The sequence below is a fragment of the Paraburkholderia sejongensis genome, from assembly GCF_020880815.1.
Lineage (GTDB): Bacteria > Pseudomonadota > Gammaproteobacteria > Burkholderiales > Burkholderiaceae > Paraburkholderia > Paraburkholderia sejongensis.
Map to the genome: position 1 here is coordinate 1 of NZ_JAJITD010000028.1, position 14,162 is coordinate 14,162.

Annotated in this window: 11 protein-coding genes; 6 read left to right on the forward strand and 5 right to left on the reverse strand. The window is 65.7% G+C overall.

Going from position 1 to position 14,162, the window contains the following annotated elements:
• Positions 1-217: 217 nt before the first annotated feature.
• Complete coding sequence (locus LJ656_RS33005; RefSeq protein WP_230513640.1) at positions 218-2,014, reverse strand: methyl-accepting chemotaxis protein; 1,797 nt, start codon at positions 2,012-2,014, stop codon at positions 218-220.
• Between the two features lie 38 nt (positions 2,015-2,052).
• On the opposite strand from LJ656_RS33005, the gene LJ656_RS33010 reads away from it, so the two are divergent.
• Entirely contained in the window at positions 2,053-2,493 is a 441-nt protein-coding gene (locus tag LJ656_RS33010) for a hypothetical protein (protein ID WP_230513641.1), read from the forward strand.
• A gap of 86 nt (positions 2,494-2,579) precedes the next feature.
• Positions 2,580-3,533, forward strand: a complete 954-nt coding sequence (locus LJ656_RS33015) for an AraC family transcriptional regulator (protein ID WP_230513642.1) — start codon at positions 2,580-2,582, stop codon at positions 3,531-3,533.
• A gap of 143 nt (positions 3,534-3,676) precedes the next feature.
• Here the strand turns inward: LJ656_RS33015 and antC are convergent, their stop codons facing one another.
• From antC to antA, 3 genes are read right to left on the reverse strand one after another with little or no spacing between them, the layout of a single operon-like run.
• Positions 3,677-4,705 carry an anthranilate 1,2-dioxygenase electron transfer component AntC gene (gene antC, locus LJ656_RS33020; protein WP_230513643.1) on the reverse strand — a complete coding sequence of 343 codons (1,029 nt, stop codon included), beginning with the start codon at positions 4,703-4,705 and terminating at the stop codon, positions 3,677-3,679.
• Positions 4,706-4,719: 14 nt separating this feature from the next.
• Positions 4,720-5,208, reverse strand: a complete 489-nt coding sequence (antB, locus tag LJ656_RS33025) for an anthranilate 1,2-dioxygenase small subunit (RefSeq protein ID WP_075294921.1) — start codon at positions 5,206-5,208, stop codon at positions 4,720-4,722.
• The gene (gene antA / locus LJ656_RS33030; protein WP_230513644.1) at positions 5,205-6,596 is read right to left on the reverse strand and encodes an anthranilate 1,2-dioxygenase large subunit; all 1,392 of its coding nucleotides are present in this window, start codon (positions 6,594-6,596) and stop codon (positions 5,205-5,207) included. Before antA ends, antB begins: the two co-directional genes overlap by 4 nt.
• 342 nt (positions 6,597-6,938) lie before the next feature.
• Between antA and LJ656_RS33035 the strand changes: the two genes are divergently transcribed.
• Entirely contained in the window at positions 6,939-8,480 is a 1,542-nt protein-coding gene (locus LJ656_RS33035; RefSeq protein ID WP_230513645.1) for a sensor domain-containing diguanylate cyclase, read from the forward strand.
• A 226-nt stretch (positions 8,481-8,706) separates the two neighbouring features.
• Positions 8,707-10,017: a solute carrier family 23 protein gene (locus LJ656_RS33040; RefSeq protein WP_230513646.1), complete on the forward strand. Its 1,311-nt coding sequence runs from the start codon at positions 8,707-8,709 to the stop codon at positions 10,015-10,017.
• A gap of 79 nt (positions 10,018-10,096) precedes the next feature.
• Here the strand turns inward: LJ656_RS33040 and LJ656_RS33045 are convergent, their stop codons facing one another.
• Complete coding sequence (locus tag LJ656_RS33045; protein ID WP_230513647.1) at positions 10,097-11,755, reverse strand: Na+/H+ antiporter; 1,659 nt, start codon at positions 11,753-11,755, stop codon at positions 10,097-10,099.
• A gap of 324 nt (positions 11,756-12,079) precedes the next feature.
• Here LJ656_RS33045 and LJ656_RS33050 point away from each other — a divergent pair, with 324 nt between their 5' ends.
• Together LJ656_RS33050 and LJ656_RS33055 are read left to right on the forward strand one after the other, a co-directional pair.
• The gene (locus tag LJ656_RS33050; RefSeq protein ID WP_230513648.1) at positions 12,080-13,354 is read left to right on the forward strand and encodes an EAL domain-containing protein; all 1,275 of its coding nucleotides are present in this window, start codon (positions 12,080-12,082) and stop codon (positions 13,352-13,354) included.
• 62 nt (positions 13,355-13,416) lie between these two features.
• A complete protein-coding gene (locus tag LJ656_RS33055) occupies positions 13,417-14,118 on the forward strand; it encodes a copper homeostasis protein CutC (RefSeq protein ID WP_230513649.1) in 702 nt (233 codons plus the stop codon).
• Positions 14,119-14,162: the final 44 nt, after the last annotated feature.

The following is a 14,162-nucleotide window of genomic DNA, read 5'->3' on the forward strand; positions in this document are numbered from 1 at the left end:
GAACGGCTCAAGCAACTTCCCAACGAAAAACGGCCCGGACGCTCTTGCGTTCGGGCCGTCAAATCCAGACCATTTCGTTATACCGTTCGAGTCCTCAAAAGAGACCTTAACTGAACGGCATTAGGCCTCGAGCCGGTTTTTTCATTTCCGCGTTAGTCTTTCCAGCGCCGCTCCGATCGAATGGAGCAGCGCATCAAAAGGGCACAGCGGTTTTAGCTTAGAACTGATCCCAGCCGTCATTCGCGCTGGCCGCCGCAGCACTCGTCGCGCTCGCCAGCGCAGCGACCGGCGCCACAGTCGCCGCGCGTGCAACGTGTTGCTCCGGTGCCGCCTTGTCCCGCCGAGGCATTTCTTTCCGCGCGGCGAGAGTAGAAGTGGAAGCGCCAGCCCGAGCAGACCCCATACCCGAACCCGCCGCGGCGAAGCCATCGCCAGCCCCCATCATCACCGCGTTTCCGGCCACCCGAAAAAACGCCACCGCTTCATTCAACTGCTGCCCCTGGTCCTCCATCGAGCGCGATGCGGCCGCCGCCTGCTCGACCAGCGCCGCATTCTGCTGCGTGACGTTATCCATCTGCGTGATCGCGAGATTGACCTGCTCGATGCCGCGGCTCTGTTCGGTCGATGCCGCCGCGATCTCCGCCATGATGTCGGTCACGCGCGCGACCGCCTGCGTGACTTCGGTCATCGTCTCGCCCGCCTGGCCCGCGAGCGTCGAGCCGTCGCGAATCCGCTCGACCGACGCCGCGATCAGATCCTTGATCTCTTTGGCCGCGCTCGACGAGCGCTGCGCGAGGCTGCGCACCTCGCTCGCAACCACTGCGAAGCCGCGGCCCTGTTCGCCGGCGCGCGCCGCTTCGACGGCCGCGTTCAGCGCGAGGATGTTGGTCTGGAACGCGATCCCTTCGATGATGCCGGTGATGTCGGCGATCTTTGTCGAGCTGTCGCTGATCTCCTGCATCGTGCTGACGACCTGGCCGACCACCGTGCTGCCTTTCTGCGCGACCGCCGACGCATTCGACGCCAGCGTGCTGCCCTGTTGCGCGTTCTCCGCATTCTGTCTGACCGTCGAGGTCAGTTCCTCCATGCTCGACGCGGTTTCCTGCAGCGACGCGGCCTGCTGCTCGGTGCGCTGGCTCAGGTCCATGTTGCCGGCGGCGATCTCGCGCGCCGCGCCGGCGATGCTCGTGCTGCTATCGCGCACCCGCGTGACGATCGCCGTGAGCCGCTCGTTCATCTCGCGCAGCGCGCCGAGCAGTTTGCTGGTTTCGTCCTTGCCGTCGACGCTGATGCGCGTGCGCAGATCGCCTTGCGACACCGTGCGCGCGACGTCGATCGCAAAGCCGAGCGGGCCGGTCACCGCGCGCGCGATCAGCCAGCACGCGCCGATCGCAAAGCCGACCGCGACCACGCAGACCGCGATCAGCAGGTTGCGCTGGCTCTGGTAGTGCGCGGCGTAGTCGCTGATCCGCTGCTCCTGACGGCTGCGCGTGTACTCGGCGTAGGTATCGGTCGCGCGAACCAGCGCGGCGAGCAGCGGGCGGCACTTGTCGTCGATTTCGACGCTCGCCTGCTCACGGTTGCCGTCGAGCGCAAGGCCGACGATGCGGGTCGCGACCGGCCCATACTGGGCTTCGATGCGATTGATCTCGGCCACCAGTTCGCGCGCCTTCTCCGACGTATCGGTCGCGCTCGAGATCATGTCGTTGAGCTGCTTCAGATGCGTCTGGACGTCGGCATGCGCGCGCAGCACCTCGGCCTTTTCCAGTTCGATGTCCTGGGCTTTGGTCACGAGCACCAGATTGCGCGCGGCGATCGCGCGCCGGTCGATCGCGGTTCGCACCTGCACGACCATGTCGGCGCGCGCGTTGATGCCGCGCACGTATTGGGTAAAGCCGTCGGTCGAATCGCTCAGCGCTTTCAGCGAAAGCCCGGATACCGCGACGACGATCAGCGAGAGCATGCCGAAGCCCGCAATCAGCTTGCTTTTGATGGTGAGGCGGTTGAAGTTCACTTGTTATTTTCTCCAGTACCGAACGCAAAGCGTTCGTCATGGACTCTCAGGTCCGGGTCCGTGGGGCACGTTTTGAACACCGCTGTTGGTCGCCGCGGTTTTCCGCGTTTTTTTGCCCGCTCTGCATCGCCGCTCACGCGACGGTGCAGATCGGTGCCCCACCTACTGGATATCGGATCGCGCCGATCGGACTTGAGCAAAACCGGGTTTCTCCGGACAAGCTTTCACGCGATGAGCGAAGAAGGCGGAATGTTTCATTGTTTTATGCGCATGATGAAAACGTTTTCTTTCGATTGGTTTTCATCCGCCGCACCCGGCGCGGGCCGTTGGCAAGCCAGCGCGGCCCGTGCGCGGCGGCGTTTCCTTGCGGGCGCAACGGTTTGTTGCGCGCCGACAATGTTTTTGTTCCGCTGCGCAGTTCGGACCCGATTGAGGTAGGCTTGCGAAATCACAATGTCCCCCGTTTCGCGTTGCTATAGGAAGCCCTGGCGCGCGAGCCCCTGGTAGTCTGTCTCTACGTATGCGATCAACATCGGAGCCTAACAACCGCGATATCGGTGCCGCGTTGAGCGACCTGGATGGCGCGCGCGACTGGATGGCGTCGATCTGCGGCCCGCACGGGCTGCAGGTCAGCCGGCCGGAACGGCTGCGGTTTCACCAGTCGGGCACCGTGCTGCGCTCGATGGCGACCACGATCGGCTACGTCGAGTACGGCACCGACGTGACGGTCGCAGTGCGTGAGAACAGCCCGCTGAACTGCTACAGCGTGAGCCTGCCGGTGGTCGGCGAGCAGGAGCTGGCCGCGCACGGCAAACGCTGGCTGTCCGATCAGGATCGCGGCGTGATCGTCAGTCCGCAGGAATCGCAGGATCTCTCGATCACCGGTAATTGCCGCAAGCTGCACGTCGCGATTCCGCGCTCCGCGCTTCAGCAGGTGCTGCAAACGATGCTCTCGCGCCCACTCGAATCTCCGCTCGTGTTTCAGCCCGACATGGACGCCGCCGCCGGCGACCAGGCGTCGTGGTGGCGCATGGTCAAGTTTCTGGTCGGCGAAATGGAGCGCAGCGGGCCGTCGCTCGGGCATCTTTATATGTCGGGCGAACTGGAGCTGACCTTGCTGAAAGGCCTGCTGCTGTCGCAGCCGCACAACTACAGCGAGCAACTGGCCAACGCGTCGGCATTGACTCCGCCGCATTACCTGACCCGCGCACGCCAGTTCATCCACGACAACGCGCGCGAGCCGATCGCGCTCGAAGACATCGAACGCGCGGCGGGCGTGTCACGCTTCAAGCTGTTCGACGGTTTTCGCCAGTACTTCGGGTGCGCGCCGATCGCGTATCTGAAGCGTTACCGGCTCGAATCGGTGCGGCGCGAGATTCTCGAAGACCGCTCGGTGCGCAATATTTCGTCGGTGGCGTTGGGGTGGGGGATGTCGCATCTGGGCCGCTTCTCGACCGAGTACAAGGCGCTGTTCGGCGAGTCGCCGTCCGATACGCTCAAGCGCGCAGCCAGACGCTGAACGCGCACCGCGACGCGCGCCACGCGACGCCCACCACGCGACGCGCACAACGCTAGGCGCACCGAAATATCCGCAGCAAAGAAAATGTCCCGCCCGGCGCTGTCGCGCCGGCACGGGACATTCGGGCATTGCAGCGCACCCGCTTAACGCGCGTTGCTCTCGCCGAACTTCTCGTAGTACAGCCGGTAGTCCTGAATACCTTGCTCGCCGAGCCAGCCCTTGATCGCTTCGACCATCGGCGGCGGTCCGCACACGTACATGTCGAAGCCGTTCGATTCGAGGAACGCGCGGTTGAAATGCTCGGGGATCAGACCGGTTTTGCCGGACCATTGCGGCGCCGGATTCATCACCACCGTCTCGACCGCGAAGCCTTCGATGCTGGCCTTGTAGTTATTGATGCGCTCGGTCTCGCACAGATCGGCGGCATGGGTGACGCCGTAGTACAGGTGCACCGGCTGCGCGCAATTGCGCTTCGCCGCAAGCTCGTCGAGCATGCCGAGGAACGCCGACAGACCGGTGCCGCCCGCGACCATCACCAGCGGACGTTCGACCTGGCGCAGATAGAACGCGCCGAGCGGCGCTTCGAACTCGATCGTGTCGCCGACCTTGCAGCGCTCGCGCAGATAGTTGCTCATCGCGCCGTTCGGCAGCAGGCGGATCAGGAACTGCAGCTCGTTGCGCTCGTTCGGATGATTGGCGAACGAATACGAGCGCCAGTCTTCGGTGCCCGGCACCTTCACGCGCGCATACTGGCCCGGCAGAAAATCGAGCTGACGGGCGTACGAACTCGCGTCGACGCGCAGGATCGCGGTGGTCGCCGACACCAGCTCCACGCCGCTCACCGTCGCGCTGACCGCGGCGGTGCCGGCGCCTTCGCACAGCGTCGAGTCAAAGTCGAAAAAGAACGACGCATCCGACTTCACGCGGGTCTGGCACGACAGGATCTTGCGCTGCGCGAGATCTTCTTCGCTCAGCGTTTCCTCGTCGACGTAATCGAGCGTGTATTCGCCCGCCTCGCAGCGGCCCTGGCAGGTGCCGCACACGCCTTCGCGGCAATCGAGCGGAATGTTCACGCCGTTGCGCAGCGCCGCGTCGAGCAGCAGCTCGTTCGGGCCGACGTCGAAGAAGGCGGTTTTGCCGTCGGCGAAATTCAACGCGACTTTATGTTTCATCGTCGTGCTCCCGCTTACAGATGATAGAAGTCCAGCACGGCGTTGATGTGGTCGTTCAGCAGCAGCACGTGCTTGCGCGTGATCTTCCAGCTCTCGCCCGCGGGCTTCAGGTCGTACACCGCGCGGCCGTAGAAGTAGTCGGTCGAGCCGTGACGGGTGTACATCGTCGACCAGTTCACCGCGGCTTCGACCAGCGAGTCAGCGCGCTCGGTCAGACGCACGTTGCTGATCTGGTGCATCGTGCGCGGCAGCGGCGTCGACGCGGCCGATTTACCGGTGCGCAGACGGAACACGCGGTCTTCGAGGCCGGCGCGATCCGAGTAATAAATCAGCGACATGCCCTGCTTCGGATCGGTCGTGTACACGTGCTCCGAATCCCACTGCGGGACGTGGAACGTGCTCTGTTCATCGAACAGGTCGAGGTACTCGTCCCATTGCTGCTTGTCGCACAGGTCCGACTTCAGATACAGAAACTGCTCGACGGAATGTTGGAGTTGGCTCATGCCTGCTCTCCCTTCGATTCGTTGGATTTAGCGAGGCCCTTCAGGATCGTGTCGCGCCAGGTGCCGTGCTGGTTCACGTACAGCCCTTCGTGGGTCAGTTCGGTGCCGGTCAGGTTCGGCTTGATGCCGAGCAGCGTGGTGTTGCGCGTCTCGCCCGCTTCCCACTTGTGATGGCCGCGCGAGATGTCGCTCCAGCGCTCCAGACGCGCCTGGAAGCCGCGCTGCTGCTCGCGGAATTCGACGAGGTCGTCGGGCGTGCCCATGCCGGACACGTTGAAGAAGTCCTCGAACTGACGGATGCGGTTCTCGCGATCCTCGGCCGACTCGCCCTTCACGCCGATGCACTGGCTGATGATCTCGGTCTTGTTCCACGCGAGCGGACGCACGATGCGCAGCTGCGAGCTGATCTGATCCATGAAGAACAGACTCGGGTACACGTTCAGGTTGCGCAGCCGGTGCATCATCCACTCGGCCTTGTCCTTGCCGTACGCTTCGACGAGGCGCGGCATCACGCTCTTGTAGCCGGGGCGCACGTCCGGGTTCGGCATGTCGCTGAACAGCACGCTGTGGCCGTTTTTGAACGCGAACCAGCCATCGTCGGTTTCCGCGTCGCCCGCGCCGAGCTTGCTGTAGTCGAGCGTGCCGCTCGGCGTCTCGCCTTTCTTCGCGTTCGATTCGATACGGTGCTGCACGGTCGCCACGTAGTTATAGTGCACGGTGCTCACGTGATAGCCGTCGAGACCGTTTTCGTTCTGCAGCTTCCAGTTGCCGTCGAACGTGTACGTCGACTTGCCCGGCAGCACTTCGAGTTCGCCGGTCGGCGATTGCGCGACCATCATGTCGAAGAAGATGCGCGCGTCGCCCAGGTACTCTTCGAGCGTGTCGGTGCCGTCCACATCGAGGCTCACGAACACGAAGCCCTTATAGCTTTCGATGCGTGCTTTCTTCAGGCCGCGCGTCGACTTGTCGAAGTCTTCGCAGTATTCGCCCGGCGCTTTCACCTTCACGAGGCGGCCGTCGTTCTTGTAGCACCATGCGTGGAACGGGCAGGTGAAGGTCGACTGGTTGCCCTTGCTCATCCGCGTGAGCGTCGCGCCGCGGTGCTGGCACGCGTTGATCATCGCGTTCAGTTTGCCGGCGCTGTCACGCGAGATGATCAGCGGCTGGCGGCCGGCGCGCATCGTCAGAAAGTCGTTGTTGTTGGCGATCTCGCTTTCGTGACATGCGTAGATCCAGGCCTTCTCGAAGATGTGTTCCATCTCGAGCGAGAACAGCTCGGGCTCCGTGAACATTTCCCGGGCAATCCGGTAGACCCCTTCCGCCGGCCGGAAGTCCAGACAGCCGCTGACGAATTCGCTCCATTCGGAGGCACTGCGTTGCTCGCTCATGATGTGTCCACTCCTTGTCAAATCGTTTGAATAACGACATGCCCGATTGAATACCCAATCGACGGGGCGAACTATCCAGTCAATTTGCATTCGCTATCCGATAAATTTGGCGGCCTCCGGGCAACCGGATAGAGCGGCGCGGGCACCGGCCGGCCCGGGCTTTGCCGGCGCGGCAAAGCGGCCGAAACGGCGCGCGGATCGGCAAAAACCCGGCTGTTCGCTCGATTGAGCGGCAAAGGGTCTGCTACGCTAGTTATTCGAGGGCCGTGAACTCAGGGTAATTACCGAGGCGCGGCCGTTTTTTCACGCGCGGGGTTTCGCGCATGTCAGAACGAACAACGAATGGTGACGCGCCGACCGAACGCCGTGATTGGGATCAGCATCGTGCTCGCCGGCGCGATTCTCGCGATCGCCGTCGCGCTGCTCGCGCAGATGCGCATGGATGCGTTGCGACGCGCGCAGGATGCGATCTTCAACGTGTCGTTGCTGGTCGAGCGCGACGTGTCGCGCAATCTGGAGATCTACGATCTGTCGCTGCGCGCGGTGATCGATGGTCTGAAGCAGCCGGGCGTGCTCGAACTGCCGCCGCAAATCCGCCAGATGGTGCTGTTCGACGGCTCGATCAGCGCGAAGGACATGGGCTCGGTGTTCGTGCTCGACGAACACGGCGACGTGCGCTTCGATTCGCGCGAATGGCCGCCGCGCCCGGCCCATCTCGCCGACCGCGATTTCTTCACCGCGCAGCGCGACGCGCCCGACCGTGGCCTCTACATCAGCCATCCGTTCAGCCCGAGCGGTAAAGAGGAAGATCTGCGCATCGCGTTGAGCCGGCGCATCGCGCGGCCCGACGGCGGCTTCGGCGGCGTGGTGGTCGGCACGTTGCGGCTGACTTACTTTCACCGGCTGTTCGACGGCATGAAGCTCGGGCCGAGCGGCTCGATGGCGCTGATGCTCAGCGACGGCACGATGCTGATGCGCCGGCCGTACGAAGCGAAAACGATCGGCATCAACCTGACCGGCACCGCCAACTTTTCGCGCTTCGTGCAGCGGCCGAGCGGCGACTTTTACGGCACCGCGGCGATCGACCATGTCGAGCGCTGGTACGCGTTCCGTCATATCGACATCTATCCGCTGATCCTCGACGTCGCGCTGTCGACCAACGACATCTACATTGAATGGCGGCGGCGCGCGTGGATCATCGGCACGCTGATCGCCGCGCTCGACGTGACCATCATCACGCTCGCGATCCTGTTCGCGCAGCAGTTGCGGCGGCGCCGCGCGGCCGAGGAAGAACTGCGCGAACTCGCGCGTACCGACGGCCTGACCGGGCTGAACAACCGCCGCGCATTCGAGGAGCACCTGAACGCCGAATGGCGGCGCGCGCAGCGCAACGACCGGCCCCTGTCGGTGCTGCTGATCGACGTCGACAACTTCAAGGGCTTCAACGACCTGTACGGCCATTCGGCCGGCGATGAAGCGCTGGTCGGCGTGGGCCGCTGCATCGCTCAGAACGTGCGGCGCCCGGGCGACACCGCCGCGCGCTACGGCGGCGAGGAGTTCGCAGTGCTGCTGCCGGACACCGACGCGGCCGGCGCGCTGCAGATCGGCGAGCAGATCCGCGCGGCGGTGCAGGCGTTGCAGTGCCGCCATGTGGCGAGCGCGCATCACGTGCTGACGGTGAGCGTCGGCGTGGCGACCGCGCAAGGCGCGGGCTTCGCCAGCAGCCGCGCGCTCGTCGACGCGGCCGACCACGCGCTCTACCGCGCGAAGGACGCGGGCCGCAACCGCGTGCTTGCAGATGAGGAAGCGGTGGACGCGGCGGACGGCGGGGAGGCGGCCGATCGCGCGCTGAGCACGCCGGATACGGAAGGGCGCACGCGCTGAGCAAGCGGCTGCGCTTGCGGGGTGCGCCGCATGCCGAACGGTCCGCCGGCGGGGGCTCCCGGCTCCGCCGAAACGATTCACCGCCGCGCCCGCCGCTGCCGCTTGCCAGCCCTTATTGCTCTCCGTAAACTCGCGCGTAATCTGCCGGACCGCCCGTTTCCGGGCGCGCCGCCGGCCTATAAGCAAACCACCAAACCACGCCGCCCCCACCAGGAGAATCCCCGCGATGGCCGCATCCTATTTCCCCCGCTGGCGCCGCCAGCCCGCCGCCGCCGAGGGCACCATCGTCGGTATCGACGAGCGGCTCGGCTGGCCGCAGATGGTCGCGATGGGCGTCCAGCACGTGGTCGCGATGTTCGGCTCGACCGTGCTCGCGCCGCTGCTGATGGGTTTCGATCCGAACCTGGCCATCTTCATGTCGGGGATCGGCACGCTGCTGTTCTTCGTGCTGGTCGGCGGCCGGGTGCCGAGCTACCTCGGGTCGAGCTTCGCGTTCATCGGCCTCGTGATCGCCGCGACCGGCTACGGCGGCCACGGCCCGAACCCGAACATTCCGGTCGCGCTCGGCGGGATCATCGCGTGCGGGGTCGTCTATGCGGTGATCGGCCTGATCGTGTCGGCGGTCGGCACGCGCTGGATCGAAACGCTGATGCCGCCGGTCGTGACCGGCGCGATCGTCTGCGTGATCGGTCTGAATCTCGCGCCGATCGCGGTGCGCGGCGTGAGCGGCAGCAATTTCGATTCGTGGATGGCGCTCGTGACCGTGCTGTGCGTCGGCGCGGTCGCGGTGTTCGCGCGCGGGATGCTGCAGCGTCTGCTGATCCTGATCGGCCTGCTGCTCGCGTACGCGATTTACGCGATCGTCACCAATGGCCTCGGCATCGGCGGCAAGCCGATCGATTTCTCGATCGTCGCGAACGCCGCCTGGTTCGGCATGCCGCACTTCATGGCGCCGGTGTTCGACCCGCACGCGATGGCGCTGCTCGCGCCGATCGCGGTGATCCTCGTCGCCGAAAATCTCGGCCACATCAAGGCGGTCAGCGCGATGACCGGGCAGAACCTCGATCGCTATATCGGCCGCGCGTTTCTCGGTGACGGCCTCGCGACCATCGTGTCCGGCTTCGCGGGCGGCACCGGCGTGACCACCTACGCGGAGAACATCGGCGTGATGGCGGTGACCAAAATCTATTCGACGCTGGTGTTCGTGATCGCCGCGCTGATCGCGCTGCTGCTCGGCTTCTCGCCGAAGTTCGGCGCGGTGATCCAGACGATTCCGGGGCCGGTGCTCGGCGGCGTGTCGATCGTCGTGTTCGGGCTGATCGCGGTGACCGGCGCGCGCATCTGGGTCGTCAACAAGGTCGACTTCTCCGACAATCGCAACCTGATCGTCGCCGCCGTCACGCTGGTGCTCGGCGCCGGCGATTTCTCGCTGAAGCTCGGCGGCTTTGGGCTCGGCGGGATCGGCACGGCGACGTTCGGCGCGATCATTCTATATGCGCTGTTCAGAAGGAAGCCGGTGCAAGGGCCGGTGGCCTGAGCCCAGGTTTTACCGGCGCCGGTGCCCCTGCCGCTGTTGCGGACGCCGGCACCGGCACCGGCAGCAGAGTCTCCCCGGTTTATCTCTTACGCGCGGTCAGCGCGGTCTCCGACAAGTCCACCTCGCGCATCAGCTTGTTCATCGTTTCGTCGTTGATCCGCTGACTGTCGCGCAATTCGAGCAGCGTCTTTCGCTCGGCGCGCATCGCCGCGAGCTTCATCTGGAATTCGAGCGCGTCGGCGCGGCGCGCGAGTTCGCGCGGTTCCTGCTCGCCGTCGAGCGTCGCGAGGCGGCGCCGGTACAGGTCCATCACGCGCGCGGTCACATCGGCCGCATACGCGGCCGCCGACTCTTCGAGGTTCGCGCATTCCTTGTCGTGGACCTGATCGACCGCGCGGATCGCCGCCTGCGCGGACAGCGTGCGCGCGAGGTTTTCCTCGGCCGCATGCGGGTCCTTGCCGCGGCGCCAGCCGCGCAGCAGCATCGGCAATGCGACCACCGCGATCAGCAGCGACAGCAGGATCACGCCCGACGCGATGAAGATCGCCAGATCGCGCCCCGGCAGCGGCGTCCCGTTCGGCAGCAATTCCGGCAGCGACAGCACGCCCGCGAGCGTGACCGCGCCGCGCACGCCGGCCACCGTCGTCACCGACACCATACGCAGCCCCGGCACCGCGTTCGAGACGCCCTGTTTGGCCGCGCCGCGGCTCGCGAACCAGCGCAGCATCCACACCCACACGAAGCGCATCGCATACAGCGCGAGCGCGACGGCGACGATGTAGCCGATCAGCCGGCCGACCTGCGCGTCGCCGCTGGTATGGTGCGCGTCGAGCAGCGCGCGGCCGAGAATGTGCGGAAACTGCAGCCCCAGCATGATGAACACCATGCCGTTGAACACGAACTCGATCATCGTCCACGTGCTGCTCGCGCGCACTCGCGACGACACCTGCCCCTGATTGACGATGCTGGTGTAGTTCATCGTCATGCCGGCCGCGACCGCGGCGAGGATGCCCGACAGCTCGAAGCGCTCCGCGCACAGATAGGCGGCGAACGGGATCAGCAGCGTCATCACGACGCCGGGGGCCGGGTCGCCTTCCTCGGTCAGACTCAGGAACCGCGTGGACACATAGCTGAATGCCGCGCTGACCGCCGCGCCGACCGCGAGGCCGCCCGCCGCGATCACGACGAAGCTGATCGACGCGTCGCGCAATGAAAACACCCCGGTCAACGCGGCGGCGATCGCGAACTTCAGCGCGACGAGGCCCGACGCGTCGTTCATCAATGCCTCGCCTTCGAGGATGTGCATCAGCTGCCCCGGAATCTTGCCCTTGCCGGCGATGCCGGACAGCGCGACCGCGTCGGTCGGCGACAGCACCGCGGCGAGCGCGAACGCGACCGGCAGCGAGATTTCCGGCACCAGCGCGTGCACGAAGTAGCCGACCACCAGCACGGTCATGAACACGAGGCCGAGCGCGAGCATCACGATCGCGCGGCGCGCCATGAAGAACTCGCGCTTCGGAATGCGCCAGCCATCCGCGAACAGCAGCGGCGGGATGAACAGCAGCATGAAGATTTCCGGGTCGAACTTGACGTGCAGATCGAAGCGCGGCCACGCGAGGATCGCGCCGATCGCGATCTGCACGAGCGGCAGCGGCAGTTTGAACGGCAGCGCGCGGGTCAGCACGCCGGAGCCCGCGACCGCGAGCAACAGGATCAGGACGGTAAAGACGATTTCCATCGGATGTTATCGGCGGATTGAGGTTTTCTGTTGGTGGGCGGGCCACCACGAGCAGGTTGGAGTGTAGCCCGGCTGCGGCCGGCCCGGCCGTCACGCGGGCAACGCGGCGGGCTGGGCGCGACGCACCGCAACGGTGCGCGCCGCGCCCAGCGGCGGCGCATCGGCCGTATCGCCGTGCAAGTCTTTCGGTCGAATTACAGCGCTATGTGCGTCAGCGTGCGCATGGAGCTTGCTTAAGCGTTGTCGATGACGCACATTTTCAGAATCGGCGCGGGGCTGTCTGCTTCCGCGTTCGGACCGGCCGGTTCTGCGTGAGAGGACTGCATGACGATTGCGCAACAGGACAGAGCGGCGAGCGTGCCGCATGGCTTCGAAGTGGAGATGACTTCGGGCCTGAATCGCTATTCGGTGCAGCATGGCGAGCTGACGTTGAGCAGCGTGTTCCAGCCGATTTTCAGCCTGTCGCATATGCGGGCGGTCGGCTACGAGGGCTTGCTGCGCGCGCACGATGCGTTCGACCGGCCGGTCTCGCCGCTCGACGTGTTCGGCGACGCCGCGCGCGTCGGCGAAGCGCTGCAGATCGACCGGCTCGCGCAGACGCTGCATCTGGAGAACTTCAGGGTGCTCGGCGCCGAGCGTGAGTGGCTGTTTCTGAACGTGCACCCGGGCGTGCTGACCGATCCGTATCTGGCGGCGGCGCTGCTCGCCAACTTGCGGCGGCTGGAGCTGTCGCCGCGACGGGTGGTGCTCGAAGTGCTCGAGCAGAGCGCGGCGGACCTCGAACGTCTGGCCGATGCGGTGCGCGAGTTTCGCGAGCGCGGCTTTCTGATCGCGCTCGACGATTTCGGCGCCGGCCATTCGAACATCGAACGGATCTGGCAACTGAATCCCGATATCGTCAAACTCGATCGCATCATGCTGTCGCACGCCGCGCATCGCGCCGACATGGCGACGATCCTGCCGGGCCTCGTCGCGCTGCTGCACGAGGCGGGCAAGCTGGTGCTGATCGAGGGCGTCGAGACCGAGCACGAAGCGCAGATGGCGCTCGCGTGCAACGCCGACTTCGTGCAGGGCTTTTTCTTCGGCCGGCCGGGTCCGGGTCTCGTCGACGCGAGTCATGCGGCGGCCTGCATCGGCGAAGTCACCGAACGCTACCGCGACCAGGCAGAGGCGCGCGAGCGCCGCAGCGCGCGACGGCTCGCGCCGTATCTGCGCGCGTTCGAGCGCGCGGCCGAGCGGCTCGCGGCCGGCGAACCGCTCGACGAAGTGTGCTGGAACTTCCTCGCGCTCGATCACGCGGCGCGCTGCTTCCTGCTCGATGCGAAGGGGCGCCAGGCGGGCCGCAACGTCGTGCTGCGCGCCGATCGCGCGGCGCACGAAACGCGCTTTTTGCCGCTCGCCGATGCGCAGGGCGCGAACTGGCTGCGGCGGCCGTACTTCAGCACCGCGATCAATGCGCCGGAGCGCGTGCACGTGACGCGGCCGTATCTGTCGATCAACGAGGCGTTGCCGTGCGTGACGCTGTCGGTGGCAACGCGCGTCGGTGAACAGATCTGCGTGTTGTGCGGCGATATCGATTGGGTCGACGACGAGCGCTGACGCCGTCCGCGCGCCTGGCGCTTCTGCGATGATGTCGTTTTCAACGACCGCCGGTTGCGCTCATGTCCGTGCTGCTCGAAGTGATTGCCACCACCGTCGCCGATGCGCGCATTGCCGCGCGCGCGGGCGCCGACCGTCTCGAACTCGTGACCGCGATGGGCGAGGGCGGGCTGACACCGAGCGCCGGGTTGATCGAGGCGGTGGTCGCTGCGGTGGAAATTCCCGTCAATGTGATCGTGCGGCCGCATAGCCGCGGCTTTGTCTACGATGCCGACGACTATGCGGTGATGCTGCGCGACATCGGCGCGGCGCGGGCGGCGGGCGCGAACGGGATCGTGATCGGCATGCTCGGCGCTGACCGCACGATCGATCGAACCGGACTCGCGCGTGCGTGCGAGGCCGCCGCTGGACTCGCGGTGACGTTTCATCGCGCGTTCGATGAAGCGCGCGATCTGCGCGAAGCGCTCGATGTGCTGCTGTCGTTCGACGCGGTCACCAACGTGCTGACGTCCGGTGGAAAACCGTCGGTGTTGCAGGCGCAAACGACGATCAGCGAACTCGTGCGCCAGGCCGCCGGCTCGCATTGCACGGTGCTCGCCGGCGCGGGTTTGACGATCGATGCGGTTGCGCCTTTCGTTCAGAGCACGCGGGTCGAGGCGGTGCACTTTGGCTCGGGCGTGCGGGTGGGCGGCAATGGGCTGGCGCCGGTCGACGAGGAGAAAGTGGCGCGGGTGAGGGCGTTGCTAGATGCGATAGCGCATTGACGCGAGAGGGCGAAGCGGCCGTGCACTAAAGCGCGCGCCCAACA

Excerpts from the sequence above, each read along its gene's own strand:
- LJ656_RS33010 (WP_230513641.1), top strand. The coding sequence starts at position 2,053 with ATGGACTCTCAGGTCCGGGTCCGTGGGGCACGTTTTGAACACCGCTGT.
- antC (WP_230513643.1), bottom strand. The coding sequence starts at position 4,705 with ATGAAACATAAAGTCGCGTTGAATTTCGCCGACGGCAAAACCGCCTTC.
- antB (WP_075294921.1), bottom strand. The coding sequence starts at position 5,208 with ATGAGCCAACTCCAACATTCCGTCGAGCAGTTTCTGTATCTGAAGTCG.
- antA (WP_230513644.1), bottom strand. The coding sequence starts at position 6,596 with ATGAGCGAGCAACGCAGTGCCTCCGAATGGAGCGAATTCGTCAGCGGC.
- LJ656_RS33035 (WP_230513645.1), top strand. The coding sequence starts at position 6,939 with ATGGTGACGCGCCGACCGAACGCCGTGATTGGGATCAGCATCGTGCTC.
- LJ656_RS33040 (WP_230513646.1), top strand. The coding sequence starts at position 8,707 with ATGGCCGCATCCTATTTCCCCCGCTGGCGCCGCCAGCCCGCCGCCGCC.
- LJ656_RS33045 (WP_230513647.1), bottom strand. The coding sequence starts at position 11,755 with ATGGAAATCGTCTTTACCGTCCTGATCCTGTTGCTCGCGGTCGCGGGC.
- LJ656_RS33050 (WP_230513648.1), top strand. The coding sequence starts at position 12,080 with ATGACGATTGCGCAACAGGACAGAGCGGCGAGCGTGCCGCATGGCTTC.
- LJ656_RS33055 (WP_230513649.1), top strand. The coding sequence starts at position 13,417 with ATGTCCGTGCTGCTCGAAGTGATTGCCACCACCGTCGCCGATGCGCGC.